General features: G+C 73.4%; 13 protein-coding genes. 3 read left to right on the top strand and 10 right to left on the bottom strand.

All coding sequences use genetic code 11. From position 1 onward, the window contains the following. Positions 1 to 54: 54 nt before the first annotated feature. From IE237_RS14455 to IE237_RS14485, 7 genes are all read right to left on the bottom strand, one after another. Positions 55 to 975: an HpcH/HpaI aldolase/citrate lyase family protein gene (locus IE237_RS14455; protein WP_189802309.1), complete on the bottom strand. Its 921-nt coding sequence runs from the start codon at positions 973 to 975 to the stop codon at positions 55 to 57. Then, positions 972 to 2,231 (bottom strand): CaiB/BaiF CoA transferase family protein, encoded by a 1,260-nt coding sequence (locus tag IE237_RS14460; RefSeq protein WP_229842674.1) that lies wholly within the window; start codon positions 2,229 to 2,231, stop codon positions 972 to 974. Before IE237_RS14460 ends, IE237_RS14455 begins: the two co-directional genes overlap by 4 nt. Next, positions 2,228 to 3,148 (bottom strand): ribokinase, encoded by a 921-nt coding sequence (gene rbsK / locus IE237_RS14465; protein WP_189802310.1) that lies wholly within the window; start codon positions 3,146 to 3,148, stop codon positions 2,228 to 2,230. Before rbsK ends, IE237_RS14460 begins: the two co-directional genes overlap by 4 nt. Then, a complete protein-coding gene (locus IE237_RS14470) occupies positions 3,145 to 4,659 on the bottom strand; it encodes an ADP-ribosylglycohydrolase family protein (protein ID WP_189802311.1) in 1,515 nt (504 codons plus the stop codon). The genes rbsK and IE237_RS14470 overlap by 4 nt, the downstream gene beginning before the upstream one ends. Further along, the gene (locus IE237_RS14475) at positions 4,656 to 5,807 is read right to left on the bottom strand and encodes an ADP-ribosylglycohydrolase family protein (RefSeq protein ID WP_189802312.1); all 1,152 of its coding nucleotides are present in this window, start codon (positions 5,805 to 5,807) and stop codon (positions 4,656 to 4,658) included. Before IE237_RS14475 ends, IE237_RS14470 begins: the two co-directional genes overlap by 4 nt. Continuing rightward, entirely contained in the window at positions 5,788 to 7,107 is a 1,320-nt protein-coding gene (locus tag IE237_RS14480) for an ADP-ribosylglycohydrolase family protein (protein WP_189802583.1), read from the bottom strand. The genes IE237_RS14475 and IE237_RS14480 overlap by 20 nt, the downstream gene beginning before the upstream one ends. A 194-nt stretch (positions 7,108 to 7,301) precedes the next feature. After that, positions 7,302 to 8,297: an ADP-ribosylglycohydrolase family protein gene (locus tag IE237_RS14485; RefSeq protein WP_189802313.1), complete on the bottom strand. Its 996-nt coding sequence runs from the start codon at positions 8,295 to 8,297 to the stop codon at positions 7,302 to 7,304. A 253-nt stretch (positions 8,298 to 8,550) separates the two neighbouring features. Here IE237_RS14485 and IE237_RS14490 point away from each other — a divergent pair, with 253 nt between their 5' ends. The 3 genes from IE237_RS14490 (at position 8,551) to IE237_RS14500 (ending at position 15,824) form a co-directional block, all read left to right on the top strand. Further along, the gene (locus IE237_RS14490; protein ID WP_189802314.1) at positions 8,551 to 9,279 is read left to right on the top strand and encodes a VIT1/CCC1 transporter family protein; all 729 of its coding nucleotides are present in this window, start codon (positions 8,551 to 8,553) and stop codon (positions 9,277 to 9,279) included. A gap of 526 nt (positions 9,280 to 9,805) precedes the next feature. After that, entirely contained in the window at positions 9,806 to 14,371 is a 4,566-nt protein-coding gene (gene gltB / locus IE237_RS14495) for a glutamate synthase large subunit (RefSeq protein ID WP_189802315.1), read from the top strand. Continuing rightward, on the top strand, positions 14,364 to 15,824 hold the full coding sequence (locus IE237_RS14500) for a glutamate synthase subunit beta (RefSeq protein ID WP_189802316.1): 1,461 nt from the start codon (positions 14,364 to 14,366) through the stop codon (positions 15,822 to 15,824). The genes gltB and IE237_RS14500 overlap by 8 nt, the downstream gene beginning before the upstream one ends. A 99-nt stretch (positions 15,825 to 15,923) precedes the next feature. Here the strand turns inward: IE237_RS14500 and IE237_RS14505 are convergent, their stop codons facing one another. The 3 genes from IE237_RS14505 to IE237_RS14515 form a co-directional block, all read right to left on the bottom strand. Beyond that, complete coding sequence (locus tag IE237_RS14505) at positions 15,924 to 16,376, bottom strand: hypothetical protein (RefSeq protein ID WP_229842675.1); 453 nt, start codon at positions 16,374 to 16,376, stop codon at positions 15,924 to 15,926. Next, positions 16,373 to 16,687 (bottom strand): hypothetical protein, encoded by a 315-nt coding sequence (locus IE237_RS14510; protein ID WP_189802317.1) that lies wholly within the window; start codon positions 16,685 to 16,687, stop codon positions 16,373 to 16,375. Before IE237_RS14510 ends, IE237_RS14505 begins: the two co-directional genes overlap by 4 nt. Positions 16,688 to 16,910: 223 nt before the next feature. Then, positions 16,911 to 18,038: an LLM class flavin-dependent oxidoreductase gene (locus IE237_RS14515; RefSeq protein ID WP_189802318.1), complete on the bottom strand. Its 1,128-nt coding sequence runs from the start codon at positions 18,036 to 18,038 to the stop codon at positions 16,911 to 16,913. Positions 18,039 to 18,042: the final 4 nt, after the last annotated feature.

Below are 18,042 nucleotides of genomic sequence, written 5' to 3' on the forward strand. Positions count from 1 at the left end.
CACAGCCGGAGGGCCGTCGGGACCGAGAGGTCCCGGCGGCCCTTTCCCGTGGGGTCACCCCGCGCGGGCCGCGAGCGCGAGGACCCGGTGGGCGCCCTCCACCACCGCCGCGTCCACGAAGCGGCCGTCCGGGAGCGCGAGGGCGCCCTGCTCGGTCGCGGCGGCCTCGACGACCTCCCGGGCAGCGTCGATCTCCTCGGGGGTGGGGAGGTAGGCGCGCTCGATGACCGGGAGCTGACGGGGGTGGATCGCGGCCCGGCCGAGGAAGCCCATGGCCCGGCCCCGCGCGCAGCCGGCGGCCAGCGCCTCCAGGTCGCCGACGTCCGGGTGGACGGACTGGGCCGGCGGTGGGAGGGCCGCCGCGCGGGCCGCGACCACCACGCGCCCACGCGCCCAGTCGAGGGCGCTGTCCTCCCGTACCCCCAGGTCGGCGCGGAGGTCCGCCTCGCCGAGGGCGATGCCCCGGACGGCGGGATGGGCGGTGGCGATGGCGTGGGCGTGCTCCACGGCGAGGGCGTTCTCCAGGAGCGGGTAGAGGGGGAGGCCCGGGGCGAGCTCGGCGATCCGGTGGATGTCAGTGGCGTGTGTCACCTTGGGTACACGGAGACCGCAGAGGCCGCGGAGGGGGGCCAGGGTGGGGATGTCGCGCGAGGTGTGGACGCGGACGTGGACCGGTACGGGATGGGCGTCCGCGAGGAGATCCGCCGTGGCGTCGAGGGCGTACGCCTTGCGGTGCGGGGCGACCGCGTCCTCCAGATCGACGATCACGACATCGGCGCCCGAGGACAGCGCCTTGCGGACGACGTCGGGGCGGTCGCCGGGTGCGTACAGCCAGGTGAGAGGGGTGCGCGGGGGCGCCGTGCCCCGCAGGGCGGGCGTGCCGGTCGCTTCGTTCGCCCCCGTGCGTCCGTTCGGTTCCGTGCGTCCGCTCGCGCCCGGCCGGTCGTTCTCCGCGGGGCCGCTGAGGGGGCTCATACCGCTCCCTGTTCCCGGAGGGCGTCGATCTCGGCGGGGGTGAGGCCGAGTTCGGAGAGGACGGCGGTGGTGTCGGCGCCGTGCGGCCGGCCGGGCCAGCGGATGGCGCCGGGGGTCTCGGAGAGGCGGAAGAGGACGTTCTGCATCTTGATCGGGCCGAGCTCGGGATCCTCCACCTCGGTCACGGTGCGGAGCGCCTGGTACTGGGGATCGGCGACGACGTCCCGGATGTCGTAGACGGGGGCGATGGCCGCCTCCGCCTTCTCGAAGGCCGCCATCGCCTCGTCGCGGGTGTGGCGGGCGATCCACGAGCCGACGGCCTCGTCCAGGACGTCCGCGTGCTCGGCCCGGCCCGTGCCGTCGGCGAACCACGGCTCGTCGATCAGCTCCGGGCGGCCGACGAGCCGCAGCACCCGCTCGGCGATCGACTGGGCGGAGGTGGAGACGGCGACCCAGGAGCCGTCGGCGGTCCGGTAGGTGTTGCGCGGGGCGTTGTTGCGGGAGCGGTTGCCGGTCCGGGGCTGGACGTAACCGAGCTGGTCGTACCAGAGGGGGTGGGGGCCGATGACGGAGAGCATCGGTTCGATGATCGCCATGTCGACGACCTGGCCGCGGCCGGTCGCCGTCCTGGCGGTGAGCGCGGTCATCACCGCGTACGCCGTGGCGAGGGCGGCGATCGAGTCGGCGAGGCCGAAGGGCGGCAGCGTCGGCGGGCCGTCCGGTTCGCCGGTGATGGCGGCGAAACCGCTCATCGCCTCGGCGAGCGTGCCGAAGCCGGGGCGGTGGGCGTACGGCCCGAACTGGCCGAAGCCGGTGACGCGGGCGAGGACCAGACGCGGGTTGACGGTGGAGAGCTCCTCCCAGCCCAGACCCCAGCGTTCCAGGGTGCCGGGGCGGAAGTTCTCCACGATCACGTCGGCGTCGGCGGCGAGTGCGAGCAGGGTGTCGCGGCCGCCGGGGGACGACAGATCGAGGGTGATCGTCCGCTTGTTCCGGCCGAGGACCTTCCACCACAGGCCGATCCCGTCCTTGGCGGGGCCGTGGCCGCGGGAGGGGTCCGGTTTGCGGGGGTGCTCGACCTTGACGACGTCGGCGCCGAAGTCGCCCAGCATCATGGCCGCGAGCGGGCCGGCGAACAGGGTCGCGAGATCCAGGACGCGCAGCCCCTGCAGGGGAGGCCGGGCCTGGCCGGGGCTCTCGGGGCTCTCGGGGCTCTCGGGACTCTCGGACGGGATGGCCGGGGCGTGGATGGTCATACGGCGTCGGCCTCCAGGATGTGGGGGGAGAGGAAGGCGGCCTCGATCTCGACGCGGTACGGCATCGAGGTCGACGCGCCCTCCCGCTGGACGGAGAGCGCGGCGGCCGTCTGTGCCCAGGCCAGGGCCTCGGGGGCGGGGCGGCCCTCGCCCAGAGCGACCGCGAGGGCGCCGACGAAGGTGTCGCCGGCGCCCGTGGTGTCCACGGCCCGGACCCGGGGGGCGGGCACGGCGACCGGTTCGGCGCCGCGCACCGCGTACAGGCTGCCGGCGGCGCCCAGCGTGACGACCACCTCGGGGACGTCCCGCAGCAGGGCCTGCGCGGCCGCGCGCGGGTCGGTGAGGCCGGTGAGGGCGGCGGCCTCGTGCTCGTTGGGCACCAACAGGTCGGTGGCGGCGAGCAGTTCCGGCGGCAGCGGCTGCGCGGGGGCGGGGGTGAGGACGGTGCGGACGCCGAGCCGGCGGGCGGTGACGGCGCCCTCGACGACGACGGAGAGGGGGAGTTCGAGCTGGAGGAGCAGGGCGTCGGCGGTCGCGATGAGGGCCTCGTCGCCATGGGTGAGGGAGGTGACGGTGCCGTTGGCGCCGGGGACGACGACGATCGCGTTGCCGCCCTCGTCGTCGACGACGACATGGGCGGTGCCGGAGGAGCCCTCGGCGGTGCGCAGGAGATCGGTGTCCACCGCGCAGTGCTCCAGGGTGGAGCGGAGCCGGGCCCCGAAGTCGTCCGCGCCGACCGCGCCGATCATCGCCACCTCGGCGCCCGCGCGGGCGGCGGCGACGGCCTGGTTCGCGCCCTTGCCGCCGGGGATCGTACGGAAGGAGCGACCGGTGACCGTCTCGCCGAGGGCGGGGGCCCGCGGCACGTAGGTGACGAGATCCATGTTCGTGCTGCCGAGCACGACGATGCTGGTCATGGGCGTACTGCCTCCGTGTGTGTCAGTTCGGCCAGGGTGTCGAAGCCGATGCCGTCGAAGGACGCCACCGAGGTCGACAGGCGGTTCTTGAGGGGGGAGGTCCAGCGTTCGGGGAGCCGGTCCGGGTGTCCGGCGAGCAGCCCTGCGACCGAACCGGCGGTGGCGCCGTTGGAGTCGGTGTCCCAGCCGCCCGACACGGCCGCGCAGACGGAGCGGGAGAAGTCGCCGTCGGCGTGGGTGAGGGCGGCGGCGAGCAGCGCGGCGTTCGGGACGGCATGCACCCAGTGGTACCCGCCGAGTTCGGCGTGCAGGCGGTCGACGACGGCGTCGAAGTCGGGGGTGGAGCCGGCCGCCGTGATGCCCAGCCGGACGGCCGCCGCCAGGCGCGAGCGCGGGGGGATCACGCCGAGGCCGGCGGCGAGCGCCTGGTGGACGTCGGCGGCGCCGGTCGCGGCGGCGGCGAGGGTGCCGGCGACGAACATCGCGCCGTAGACGCCGTTGGCGGTGTGCGTGAGCACCGCGTCCCGGTACGCCTGCGCGGCGGCGGCCACCGGGTCGCCGGGGTGGGTCCAGCCGTGGACGTCGGCGCGGATCTGGGCGCCGATCCACTCGCGGAAGGGGTTGCGGCGGAGGGCGGTGAGCGGGGGTTCCACACCGTCCAGGAGGTTGCGGTAGGCGACGCGCTCGGCCGTGAAGGTGCGGCCGGCGGGGAGTTCGTCGAGCCAGAGGCGGGCGACGTCGGCGGTGGTGAAGTCGCGTCCGTACCGCTGGAGGAGGAGCAGGTTGAGGAGGGGGTAGTTGAGGTCGTCGTCCTCGGGCATGCCGTCGATGTTCTCGGCGAGGGAGGTGGCGGCGGAGCGGCGGTTCCAGGGGTGGGCGGCGAGCAGTTCCGGCGGGACGCCGCGGGCGGTGAACCAGGTGGTGAGGGGCCAGTTGCCGGCGGCGCGGGCGAGGGCGCGGAGGGCGGGGAGGGGGAGCTTCTCGACGGGCTTGCCGAGCAGGCATCCCACGGCCCGGCCCAGCCAGGCGGCGTGGAGGCGGTCCCGGAGGGCGGTGCCGTTCGGCGTTGTGGGCAGGCGTTCCTCCGGGGCGGAAAGGGTGGGCGCAACCTCCACGACGGCACCGCCCGTCCGGTGCCGGGCCAGGCGCGGAGGCCTGGGCGCGGCTGGGGGCGCCGTCCCGTGTGCCCACCCGTCCCGCCCCAGCGGGACGCTTGCCCACACGGCGATGGGCGCGGCCGTCGTCAGCTCCTGGATCGAGGAGAGGGTCGTGGGTTCCTGTGCGGCCAGGGGGGACGGGAGGGACGTCAGGGTGTCCAGGAGCTCTTCCGCGAGCCGGCGGAGGTCCGGGCGGGGGGTCCCGGAGGCGCCGGCCGCGTCGGGGGCCGGGGGCCCGCCCGCCTCCGTCCAGCGGGCCGCCAGGGTCTCGGCGTCGCGGCCGTCCTCGGCCGCCTGACGGAGTTCGTGGCCCACCAGGTCCTCCGGTTGGACCCAGGTCAGGCGGAGGGTCATCGCTCCGCGCTCGTCAGCGTCGCGAAGGCCGATTCATGGGCACGGCGGAGTGCGGTGTCCCGGGCGAAGATCTCGCGGGCCACGTCCGTCAGCGTGCGCGCGGGGGCGTGGAGGTCCAGGCGGCTCGCCTCCGCCACCTGCTTCGCCCACTCGGCGGGGACGGCGGACTCGCCGTGCAGCGCGCCCACGATCGCGCCCGCCATCGTGGCGATCGAGTCGCAGTCGCGGCCGTAGTTGACCGCGCCCAGGACCGTACGCCGGAAGTCGCCCCCGCCGACGAGCAGCATGCCGAGGGCGATCGGCAGTTCCTCGATCGCGTGGAGGCGGGAGGGGCGGCGGGCGCCGAGGGAGGGGGCGCGGTAGTCGGGGCCGACCGTGTCGAAGGGGGCGACCGCCCTGCGCAGGGGGATCAGGGCGGTCTCGAAGTCCGTGTGGTCGGCGGCGACTTCGGCGACCGCGCTGATCGCCGCGTGCGTTCCGTCCTTCGCCAGGGACAGCGCCGCGGCGACCACCGAGGCCGGGGTCGCGCCCGGCGCGCAGGCCGCCGCGACCGCCGCCGCGAAGACCCCCGCGGCCTCCCTGCCGTAGGAGGACTGGTGTGCGCCGGTCAGGTCGATCGCCTCGGCGTAGGCGGCCGCCGGGTGCGCGGCGTTGACCAGGCCGACCGGCGCCATGTACATCGCCGCCCCGCAGTTGACGATGTTGCCGCTGCCGGCCTCGCGCGGGTCCGCGTGGCCGTAGTGGAGCCGGGTCACGATCCACTTCTCGGCGAGGAAGATCCGCTGGAGGGGGAGCGCCTCCGCCTCCAGCTCCGGGATCCAGACGGGGGAGCCCATGAGTTCGGGGACGAGGTGGTCCGCGACCGCGTACGCGTCGAGGTGGCCGCGGACCTTCTCGTACACGCGGATCAGGGCGTGGGTCATCAAGGTGTCGTCGGTGACGTGCCCGTCGCCCTTGTGGTACGGCGCGATGGGCCGGGCGGTGCGCCAGTCGCCGCCGTTCCAGGGGCCGACGATCCCGGTGACCCGGCCGCCGTGGCGTTCCATGATCTGCTCGGGGGTGTAGCCCTCGACGGGGCCGCCGAGCGCGTCGCCGACGGCGGCCCCGAGGAGGCTGCCGGTGATCCGGTCATCCAGTGTGGGTGTCATGTCGGAATTGTCCACCTGGGGCGGCCGGTTCCGTGGCTCCGAGCAGCCCGGCGAGTTCCACCAGATCCGTGCCCGCGAGCCGGGGCAGCGCGCAGCCCGCGAGCGTCCTGCACGCCTCGCGCCAGCTCGCCGGCACCGAACGGCCGCCGCCCAGCGCGCCGGTGAGCGCCCCGGCGAGCGCCGGGGCCGAGTCGGCGACCCGGGAGAGACAGGCGGCGGCCGGCACCGCGGCCGTCATCTCGCCCCGGGCGGCGGTGGCGAGAGCCAGGGCGACGGGGACGGTCTCGGCGGCGGCGATGCCGTAGCTGTAGACGTGGTCCACGATCTGGTGCTCCAGGAGCGGGACGAGCTCGAAGGCCGAGCCGGCGGCCCGGGCCAGCTTCACGGCGTGCCGGGCGTTGCGGCCGATCTCGGTGACGGGCGGGAGTTCGGCGAGCGCCGCCTCGACGGCCTCGTCGACGGTCGCCCCGCCGAGGGCCGCCGCGAGGGCCGCCGCCGTCGCACGGGCGCCGTGGACGCCGTCGCCGTCCTGCGTGTACCGGGCGTCGAACTCGGCGAGTTCGGCGGCCGCGCGGGGGTCGCCGGGGTGGACGACGGCGAGGACGGCGGCGCGCACGCAGGCCGCGTCGTCGAAGAAGTGCGGGTTGTCGTGGCCCGTGGCGGGAGGCCGCAGACCGGTGGCGAGATTGCCGAGGCCCGCACGGACCGAGATCCGGGCCCGGAGGGGGAGCACGGCCGACTCGACCTCGGGGGCGCGGTCCGCGGCGGCGGCGACCTGGCCGGCGAGGGAGTTCCAGGCGAGGTCGACGGCGGCGCGGAGCCGGCGGTCCGGGGGGAGCGCGGCGAAGACCGGGCCGGAGGCGGCGAGGATCGCCTCGGCGGTGAAGACGGCCCACTCGGCGTCGTCGGAGGGGCCGAGGCGGAGGGGCTCGGGGGGCTGGTTGAGGGCGATGGGGACGGGGAGGGTGGTCGTCGCGTTCTGCTCGGCGAAGGTGTCGAGTTCACGGGTGAGGCGGCGGGTCCATTCGGGCATGCGGGCGGCGCGGTGCCGGGCGGCGGGCCAGCCTGCGGCGTCGCCTGCGGCGAGCCCGAGGAGGAGGCCCTCGACCGCGTCGCGGCCGGCTCTGCGGGGGGCGTCGGGGTGCGGGGCCTCCCGGGGGCCGCCCCATGAACCGGTTCCCCGGACCGGGGCGGGGCCGTGCGGGCCGTGCGGGTCGTGCGGGGTCAGGTCCAGCAGGTTCGCGTCCTGCACCGGGGTGTGGTCCTGCGGGGCCGGGCCCAGCGGCTCCGTGCCCGGCATCGTGGCGAGCTCCTGCGGGTCACCGAGCAGGGGGCCGGTACCCGGCACCGTGGGCCGTGCCCACCCTCCCCCGAGCTCTCGGCTCCGCTCGACCAGGGGGGACCCCCCTCGCCCTGCGGGACGATTGCCCACAGCGGTGGCGGCGGCCACGGTGTCCGGGCTCGGGGTCTCGCCCACAGTCGTCACGTCCGCGCTCATGCCGCCTCCTCCGGGGTCAGCAGGTCCGCTACGTCCAGGACGTGGTAGCCGCGCATCGAGGGGAGGCAGCTGCCCGTCACCGGGGCGATCGCCGAGGCCCAGTCGCCGGGGATCGCGCGCACGCCGCCCGCCGCGCCCGCGAGGGCGCCCGCCACCGCCGCCGTCGTGTCGGCGTCGCGGCCCATGTTGACCGCGGTCAGGACGGCCGTACGGAAGTCGCCCCGGGCCGCCGCGAAGGCGCCGAACGCCAGCCCGACCGCCTCCGGGGCCAGGTCCGTCCAGGGGTAGCCGCCGATGACGACCGCCGAGCGGACCTGGCGTTCGCGGGTGAGCGGGTCCGGCTGGACGCGCTGGGCCGCGACGACCGCGCGGCGCAGCGAGCGGGCCGTCCAGGAGTCCATGGGGACGACCGAGAGGGCTGCCGCGATGACCGAGGTGACGGTCGCTCCCGCCATCGCCGCCGCGACGCCCGCCGCCACCGCCTGGCCGCCGTAGATGCCCTCGCCGTCGTGGCTGACGCTGCCGTCGATCGCGACGAGCCGGGCGGCCTCCGCCGGGCGTCCGGCCGCGAAGACCCCGAAGGGTGCCGCGCGCATGGCGAGACCGTCGCTCCAGGCGTGGCGGTGCTGGGCGGAGATGGGCGCGGCGAGGCCTCGCCGGAGGTTCTCCAGGGTGCCCCGCTCCGAGAAGCCCGCGCCGCGGAAGGGGCCTTCGTCGAGGTCGGCGATCCAGTGGTGCCAGGCCCGTTCGACGTGGTGGACGGTGAGGGCGGAGCCGTGCCGGGCGAGGAGCAGCGCCGAGAAGATGGCGTACTCCGTGTCGTCGGTGCCCGCCGGGCTGTCCGTGACGAAGCCTTCGATGCGGCCCCAGCGGCGGCGGATCTCGGAGGGCCGCATGTTCTCGGCGGGCGCGCCGAGCGCGTCGCCGACGGCGAGGCCGAGGAGCGCCCCTCTCGCCCGTTCACGCGTGTCGCAGGCCGTGCTGTTCACCATCTCGCGCCCCTTCCTCGGTGGGGGCGCCGACTGCGGCGCCCCCGATGCTGGATCTGTGCCACCGCGGGCCGCGAACTCGCCGAAGAAACGTCTCTGTCACCCGGCTGACACCTCGCCAGATAGGGGTGACCTCAGTGAGGCGGGCCTTAGTAAGTACGGCCTGCCTTGCTGGCGCGACCCTTACATCGGGCGTATTTTCGAGGGAGTTGGGGGCGGCGGGTGCATCCCTGCCCGCCGGAACGAGGGGAGAGTCATGTCCATCATCGAAGCTCAGGCGCCACTGCACGAGGCCCACCGCGACAACCACACGCACCGTGACGTGAACGGCGGTTGGCTGCGCCCGGCGGTGTTCGGCGCGATGGACGGACTGGTCTCCAACCTCGCCCTGATGACCGGTGTCGCCGGCGGCGCGGTCTCCTCGCAGACCGTCGTCATCACCGGACTCGCGGGCCTGGCGGCCGGCGCCTTCTCCATGGCGGCCGGCGAGTACACCTCCGTCGCCTCGCAGCGCGAGCTCGTCCAGGCGGAACTGGACGTCGAGCGCCGCCAGTTGCGCAAGCACCCCATCGACGAGATGGAGGAGCTCGCCGCGCTCTACGTCTCCCGCGGTGTCGAGCCCGCGCTCGCCCGCGAGGTCGCGATGCAGCTGTCGAAGGACCCCGAGCAGGCCCTGGAGATCCACGCCCGCGAGGAGCTCGGCATCGACCCGGACGACCTGCCGTCGCCGACGGTCGCCGCCGTCTCGTCCTTCGGATCCTTCGCCCTCGGCGCGCTCCTCCCCGTCCTGCCGTACCTGCTCGGGGCGACCGCGCTCTGGCCCGCCGTGCTGCTCGCGCTCCTCGGGCTCTTCGCCTGTGGCGCCCTGGTGGCCCGGGTGACCGCCCGCGGCTGGCTCTTCAGCGGCATGCGCCAGCTCGTCCTCGGTGGTGCCGCCGCGGCCGTCACGTACGGGCTCGGCATGCTCCTCGGGGCCGCGCTGTAGCCCCGTGAGGCCGGTGCGGATTCCGTACCCCCGCAGAAGACCGAGAGGCCCCCGAAAGGGGCCTCTCGGTCTTTTCGTGGCACCTTTCCGGGACGAAACGCCCGGAACGGCTGTGACGTATATCCCTGGTCCGATCCGCCGCGGCGATGAGACACTATGCACGACGCCACATATGTAGCCGGTTACTCGGCGGTTTCGAACCCGTGACCAACGGGAAAGAGGCCTGAGCGTCACCGGGCAACGAAGCCCACTCCCAGTGGCGGGTCGCCGGAGGCCCGAAGATCCTCCGGACCTCGATCCGTCCCTCGCGGGGCAGTCCCTGTCGCCGCACTCCACAGATGAACCAGACACCACCGCTCCGTATCGGCGGTGTCCGCATGCTGGAATGAGCTATCCACTTCGCGAGAAGCCAGCCATCATGTAACCTGCACGAAATTTCGCGGAGGGCCAACGTCGTCCCTCGGCAGTCGCTCCCCCAGACGTTGTCTGGGAGGTGCCCCCAGCCACGACGACGACGGGAGAGCCGATGCGTTCCGACGCCTGGTCGCCCATGGACGGTCGCCCCGCTCCGCAGGGGATGTACGACCCCCGTAACGAACACGACGCCTGTGGTGTCGGGTTCGTGGCCACCCTCACCGGTGTAGCCAGCCACGCGCTGGTCGAGCAGGCGCTGACCGTACTGCGCAACCTCGAGCACCGCGGCGCCACCGGCTCCGAGCCCGACTCCGGCGACGGCGCCGGCATCCTGCTCCAGGTCCCGGACGCCTTCCTCCGCGAGGTCGCGGGATTCGAGCTCCCCGAAGCCGGCGCGTACGCCGTCGGCATCGCCTTCCTCCCCGAGGACGGCACCGACGAGACCGCCGCGACGATCGAGACGATCGCCGCCGAAGAGGGCCTCACCGTCCTCGGCTGGCGCGAGGTCCCCGTCGCCCCCGAGCTGCTCGGCGCCTCCGCCCGCGCCACCATGCCGGCCTTCCGCCAGCTGTTCGTGAAGGACGCCGACGGCGCGGCCACCGGCATCGCGCTCGACCGCAAGGCCTTCGTCCTGCGCAAGCGCGCCGAGCGCGAGGCCGCGACGTACTTCCCGTCGCTCTCCGCGCGCACCATCGTCTACAAGGGCATGCTGACCACCGGCCAGCTGGAGCCCTTCTTCCCGGACCTGTCGGACCGCCGCTGCGCCACCGCCGTGGCCCTGGTCCACTCCCGGTTCTCCACCAACACCTTCCCGAGCTGGCCGCTGGCCCACCCGTACCGCTTCGTCGCCCACAACGGTGAGATCAACACCGTCAAGGGCAACCGGAACTGGATGACCGCCCGCGAGGCGCAGCTCGACTCCGGTGTCTTCGGCGAGGGCTCGCTGGAGCGGATCTTCCCGATCTGCACCCCGGACGCCTCCGACTCGGCCTCCTTCGACGAGGTCCTGGAGCTCCTCCACCTCGGCGGCCGCTCCCTGCCGCACGCGGTCCTGATGATGGTCCCGGAGGCGTGGGAGAACCACGAGACCATGGACCCGGCCCGCCGCGCCTTCTACCAGTACCACTCCACGATGATGGAGCCCTGGGACGGCCCGGCCTGCGTCACCTTCACCGACGGCGTCCAGGTCGGCGCGGTCCTCGACCGCAACGGTCTGCGCCCCGGCCGCTACTGGGTCACCGACGAGGGCCTCGTCGTCCTCTCCTCCGAGGTCGGCGTCCTCGACATCGACCCCGCCAAGGTCGTCCGCAAGGGCCGCCTCCAGCCCGGCAAGATGTTCCTCGTCGACACCGCCGAGCACCGCATCGTCGAGGACGACGAGATCAAGGCCGCCCTCGCCGCCGAGCACCCCTACGAGGAGTGGCTGGAGACCGGTGAGATCGAGCTCTCCGACCTCCCCGAGCGCGAGCACATCGTGCACACCCACGCCTCGGTCACCCGCCGCCAGCAGACCTTCGGCTACACCGAGGAAGAGCTCCGCGTCATCCTCGCGCCGATGGCCCGCACCGCCGGCGAGCCGCTCGGCTCCATGGGCACGGACTCGCCGATCGCGGCCCTGTCCGCCCGCCCCCGGCTGCTCTTCGACTACTTCACGCAGCTGTTCGCGCAGGTCACGAACCCGCCGCTGGACGCCATCCGTGAAGAGCTCGTCACGAGCCTCCGCTCCTCGCTCGGTCCCCAGGGCAACCTGCTCGAACCGACCTCCGTGTCGTGTCGCAGCGTCACCCTGCCCTTCCCGGTGATCGACAACGACGAGCTGGCCAAGCTCATCCACATCAACGCCGACGGCGACATGCCCGGCATGAAGGCCGCGACGCTCTCCGGCCTCTACCGGGTCTCCGGCGGCGGCGACGCCCTCGCCGCCCGCATCGAGGCCATCTGCGCCGAGGCCGACACCGCCATCGAGGGCGGCGCCCGCCTCATCGTGCTCTCCGACCGGCACTCCGACGCCGAGCACGCGCCGATCCCCTCGCTGCTGCTCACCGCGGCCGTCCACCACCACCTCATCCGCACCAAGCAGCGCACCAAGGTGGGTCTGCTGGTCGAGGCCGGTGACGTCCGCGAGGTCCACCACGTCGCCCTGCTCATCGGCTACGGCGCCGCGGCGGTCAACCCGTACCTCGCGATGGAGTCCGTCGAGGACCTGGTCCGCGCCGGCACCTTCATCGAGGGCCTGGAGCCCGAGCAGGCCATCCGGAACCTGATCTACGCCCTCGGCAAGGGCGTCCTCAAGGTCATGTCCAAGATGGGCATCTCCACCGTCGCCTCCTACCGCGGCGCCCAGGTCTTCGAGGCCGTCGGCCTCGACGAGACCTTCGTCGCCACGTACTTCAACGGCACGGCCACCAAGATCGGCGGCGCCGGCCTCGACGTCGTCGCCAAGGAGGTCGCCGCCCGCCACGCCAAGGCGTACCCCGTCTCCGGCGTCCCCTCGGCGCACCGCGCCCTGGAGATCGGCGGCGAGTACCAGTGGCGCCGCGAGGGCGAGCCGCACCTGTTCGACCCGGAGACCGTCTTCCGCCTCCAGCACGCCACGCGCACCAAGCGGTACGACATCTTCAAGAAGTACACGGAGCGGGTGAACGAGCAGTCCGAGCGCCTCATGACGCTTCGCGGCCTCTTCGGCTTCTCCTCGGACCGCCCGTCGATCTCCGTCGACGAGGTCGAGCCGGTCTCCGAGATCGTCAAGCGCTTCTCCACCGGCGCCATGTCGTACGGCTCCATCTCCCGCGAGGCGCACGAGACGCTCGCCGTCGCCATGAACCAGCTGGGCGCCAAGTCCAACACCGGTGAGGGCGGCGAGGACCCGGAGCGCCTGTACGACCCGGCGCGCCGCTCCGCGATCAAGCAGGTCGCCTCCGGCCGCTTCGGCGTCACCAGCGAGTACCTGGTCAACGCGGACGACATCCAGATCAAGATGGCCCAGGGCGCCAAGCCCGGCGAGGGCGGCCAGCTGCCCGGCCACAAGGTCTACCCGTGGGTCGCCAAGACGCGTCACTCGACGCCCGGCGTCGGCCTCATCTCGCCGCCGCCGCACCACGACATCTACTCCATCGAGGACCTGGCTCAGCTGATCCACGACCTCAAGAACGCCAACCCGGTCGCCCGCATCCACGTGAAGCTGGTCTCCGAGGTCGGCGTCGGCACGGTCGCCGCCGGTGTCTCCAAGGCCCACGCGGACGTCGTCCTCATCTCCGGCCACGACGGCGGTACGGGCGCCTCCCCGCTGACCTCCCTGAAGCACGCGGGCGGCCCCTGGGAGCTCGGCCTCGCCGAGACCCAGCAGACCCTGCTGCTCAACGGCCTGCGCGACCGGATCGTCGTCCAGACCGACGGCCAGCTCAAGACCGGCCGTGACGTGGTCATCGCCGCGCTGCTCGGCGCCGAGGAGTTCGGTTTCGCGACCGCGCCGCTCGTCGTCTCCGGCTGCGTCATGATGCGCGTCTGCCACCTGGACACCTGCCCGGTCGGCATCGCCACCCAGAACCCGGTCCTGCGCGACCGCTTCTCCGGCAAGGCCGAGTTCGTCGTCAACTTCTTCGAGTTCATCGCCGAGGAGGTCCGCGAGCTCCTCGCCGAGCTGGGCTTCCGCACCCTCGAAGAGGCCGTCGGCCACGCCGAGCTGCTCGACACCAGCCGCGCGGTCACGCACTGGAAGGCGCAGGGTCTCGACCTGGAGCCGCTCTTCTACGTGCCGGAACTGCCGGAGGGCGCGGTCCGCCACGCCCAGATCGAGCAGGACCACGGCCTGGAGAAGGCCCTCGACAACGAGCTGATCCAGCTCGCCGCCGAGGCCCTGAACGCCGCCTCCGCCGAGGAGGCCCAGCCGGTCCGCGCCCAGGTCGCGATCCGCAACATCAACCGCACGGTCGGCACCATGCTCGGCCACCAGGTGACGAAGCGGTTCGGTGGCGCCGGCCTCCCGGCCGACACCATCGACATCACCTTCACCGGCTCCGCCGGCCAGTCCTTCGGCGCCTTCCTGCCGGCCGGTGTGACCCTCCGCCTGGAGGGCGACGCCAACGACTACGTCGGCAAGGGCCTCTCCGGCGGCCGTGTGATCGTCCGCCCGGACCGGGGCGCCGACCACCTGGCCGAGTACTCGACCATCGCGGGCAACACCATCGGCTACGGCGCCACCGGCGGCGAGCTGTTCCTCCGCGGCCGCACCGGCGAGCGCTTCTGCGTCCGCAACTCCGGCGCCCTGGTCGTCTCGGAGGGCGTGGGCGACCACGGCTGCGAGTACATGACCGGTGGCACGGCGGTCGTCCTCGGCGAGACCGGCCGCAACTTCGCGGCCGGCATGTCGGGCGGTGTCGCCTACGTCGTCGACCTCGACCGGGACAACGTCAACTCCGGGAACCTGGAGGCGATCGAGGCCCTGTCGGAGACCGACAGGACGTGGCTGCACGACGTCGTGCGCCGCCACTTCGAGGAGACCGGCTCGACGGTCGCCGAGAAGCTCCTCGCCGACTGGGACGCCGCGGCGGCCCGGTTCAGCAAGATCATCCCCACCACGTACAAGGCAGTGCTCGCCGCCAAGGACGCCGCTGAGCTCGCCGGTCTCTCCGAGACCGAGACCACCGAGAAGATGATGGAGGCTGCGTCCCATGGCTGACCCCAAGGGCTTCCTGACCACCGGGCGTGAAGTCGCCCAGACCCGGCCGGTGGGCGAGCGCGTCAGGGACTGGAACGAGGTCTACGTCCCCGGCTCCCTGCTCCCGATCATCAGCAAGCAGGCCGGCCGCTGCATGGACTGCGGCATCCCGTTCTGCCACAACGGCTGCCCCCTCGGGAACCTCATCCCCGAGTGGAACGACTACGCCTACCGCGAGGACTGGTCGGCGGCGCAGGAGCGCCTGCACGCCACCAACAACTTCCCGGAGTTCACCGGCCGCCTCTGCCCGGCGCCGTGCGAGTCCGCGTGCGTGCTCGGCATCAACCAGCCGGCCGTCACCATCAAGAACGTCGAAGTCTCCATCATCGACAAGGCGTGGGACGCGAACGACGTCAAGCCGCAGGTGCCCGAGCGCCTGTCCGGCAAGACCGCCGCCGTCATCGGCTCGGGCCCGGCGGGTCTCGCCGCCGCCCAGCAGCTGACCCGGGCCGGCCACACCGTGGTCGTGTACGAGCGCGCCGACCGCATCGGCGGCCTGCTGCGCTACGGCATCCCCGAGTTCAAGATGGAGAAGCGGCACATCAACCGCCGCATCGAGCAGATGCGCGCGGAGGGCACCAAGTTCCGCACCGGCATCGAGATCGGCCGCGACCTGACGTCGACGGACCTGCGCAAGCGGTTCGACGCCGTGGTCATCGCCGCCGGTGCCACCACCGCCCGCGACCTGCCCGTCCCGGGCCGGGAGCTGAACGGCATCCACCAGGCGATGGAGTACCTGCCGCTCGCCAACAAGGTCGTCGAGGGCGACTTCGTGGCCCCGCCGATCACCGCCGAGGGCAAGCACGTCGTCGTCATCGGCGGCGGCGACACCGGCGCGGACTGTGTCGGTACGGCGCACCGCCAGGGCGCGGCCTCGGTCACGCAGCTGGAGATCATGCCGAAGCCGGGCGAGGACCGGAACGCCGGCCAGCCCTGGCCGACCTTCCCCATGCTCTACAAGGTCACCTCGGCGCACGAGGAGGGCGGCGAGCGGGTCTACTCCGTCTCCACCACCCACTTCGAGGGCGACGAGGACGGCAACGTCCAGTTCCTCCACCTCGTCGAGGTCGAGTTCGTCGACGGCAAGCTGACCCAGAAGCCGGGCACGGAGCGGAAGATCCCCGCCCAGCTGGTCACGCTCGCGATGGGCTTCACCGGCACGGACGTGGAGAACGGCCTGGTCGCCCAGTTCGGTCTGAACCTGGACGAGCGGGGTAACATCGCCCGTGACGCGGACTTCGCCACCAACGTCGACGGCGTGTTCGTCGCCGGTGACGCCGGCCGCGGCCAGTCGCTCATCGTCTGGGCCATCGCCGAGGGCCGCTCGGCCGCCCGCGGCGTGGACCGCTTCCTGACCGGCGCCAGCTCCCTGCCGGCCCCGATCCGCCCGACGGACCGTTCGCTGATGGTCTGACCGGCCCCGAGAACGTCCCGTACAACGACGTGCGGAACTGAGCGCAGCGCCCCCCGAATGTCCCCGACCGGACGACTGGGCGGGCGCTGCGGCGCGTCGTCAGCCGTTCCCGGGCCAGATCCAGGTGACCAGCGACGCCGCCGACACCGCGAGGACCCCGACGAGCCCCATCCAGCGGGCCCAGCCGGTCATCCGCCGCACCGTGCCGGCGCGCCTCCTCTCGTACCGCAGCAGGTACTCCGCCCCCGACGGCAGCTTCCGCCCCGGCCGCTCGTGCACCGCCGACACCATCAGCCAGGACGCCAGCAGAAGCAGCAGGAACGCCCCCGCGAGCAGCCCGATCACCCACCACCGGGGCCCGGTGGTCATCCTGCTCAGGTTCTCCTGCCCCTTGAGCACGAAGACGACGGTGAGCAGACCGGTGAGCGTGGCGAGGAAGTTCCGGTACCCCTCGGCCTGCTGGAGCGCCGCCCTGAGCTGCTCGGGCGGGGTGGCCATGGCGAGGACCCGCTCGTCGGCGTCCCGCAGCTCCTCGGGCGTGAACTCGCTCACCGCGACAGACCCCGGGGCGGCGCGAGCCAGAACGAGGCGCCGCAGCCCCTCTCGACCCCGGCCGGCCGGTCCACGTGCCGGGTCGCGCACGCGCAGCGCGCGTACTTCGGCTCGCCGTTGTCGAACGCCCGCTTGTCCGGGCCCTTGCTGCCGTACTGGATGTCCTCCCACGTCCGGGAGGTCACGCACCGGCACTCCGGGCACTCGCCCGTGGCCTCCACCCGCCCGGCCCCCCGGGACTGCCAGAGGAAGGTCGTGACGGGGGAGGTCAGGGGGCGGTCGTGGACGCGGTAGGGGACGGCGGAACTCATGGTCGGGGGCCTCCGTGGGCTCGGGGAAGGTCGAGGTCGAACGCGGAGTTCACCGGACGCGCCTCGTCCGGGTCCGTGGGGGAGGACCGCCGGCCGGCCCCTCGGTCGTGTCCGGCGCGGCCGTCGTCGCGCTCACCCGTTCTCCCGACTCCCTTGTGCGGCGCACCAGGACGTCCATGATTCCAGAACGTCCGTACGGTTCGGGGGTCGTCGGGGAGGCCGGTCAGGCGGTGGCCACCGGTTCGCGGAAGCGGGGGATGACCTCCGTGCCCCACTGCCGGATCGTCTCCAGGCAGACCTCCTGCGGGACCGTGCCCATCTGGATCAGGCACATCACCTCGTCGACGCCGATCTCCCGGAGCCGTTCCACGTAGGCGATCGCCGTCGCCGCGTCCCCGTAGGCGTGGTCGGTGTTGTACGTGCCGGTGTCGACCGGGCGGGCCGGGACGTTCGCCTCGTGGAGGCGGGCGATCAGTTTCTCGCGCTCCCGGCCGAGTGCTCCCGCGTGGTCCTCGTCCTCCGCGTACCCGGTGGGGGCGGGGGCGCCGCCGTACCAGTGGGCGATCGACTCGGCGAAGAAGCGCTGGCCCCGGGTGCCGAGGCGGAGGGCGCGGGCCGGGTCGTCCAGGACGATCGTCGGGCAGAGGGCGGAGAAGTGGTCGTTGACCTCGGTGGAGACGAAGCGCGATCCGTCCCGGGAGGCGCGGGCCTCGTCGTACACCGTGCGCATGGCACGGACGTCGTCGGCGCCCGCGAAGCCCATCACCAGGGCGCCGATGCCGAGTTCGGCGGCCTGCCGGAGGGAGTCGTGCTGCGAGCAGGCCATGAAGAGCGGGGGATGGGGCGTCTGCACGGGGCGGGGCAGGACCGCGCCGGGGCCGATGTCGAGGGTGCCGTGCCACTCGAACTCCGGCTCCCGCCAGGCGGCGGCGACGATCCGCAGGGCCTCCTCGGTCTGCGGGCGGGTGTCCTCCGGGCGCACCCCGAACATCCGGGTCTCCTGGCGGGTCGCGCCCCGGCCCGCGCCCAGGTCGACCCGGCCGCCGGAGAGCACGTCGAGCATGGCGGCGCGTTCGGCGACCCGCACCGGGTGCTGGTAGCCGAAGGGCATGGTGACCACGCCGTGGCCGACGCGGATGGTCCGGGTGCGGGCGGCGACCCAGGTCAGGAAGATCTCGGACGCGCTCATGTGGGCGTACTGGGTGAGGGAGTGGTGCTCGACCGCCCAGATCCGATCGAAGCCCATCTCCTCGGCGAGGACGGCCTGTTCGACGCAGTCGTGGATGACCTGGCGCTCGCGGTCGGGGGTCGGGTCGACGAGCTGTGCTTCGAAGATCATGGAGAACTTCACGGGA

Origin of the sequence: Streptomyces tanashiensis, from assembly GCF_014648895.1 — a bacterium.
GTDB classification, from domain to species: domain Bacteria; phylum Actinomycetota; class Actinomycetes; order Streptomycetales; family Streptomycetaceae; genus Streptomyces; species Streptomyces tanashiensis.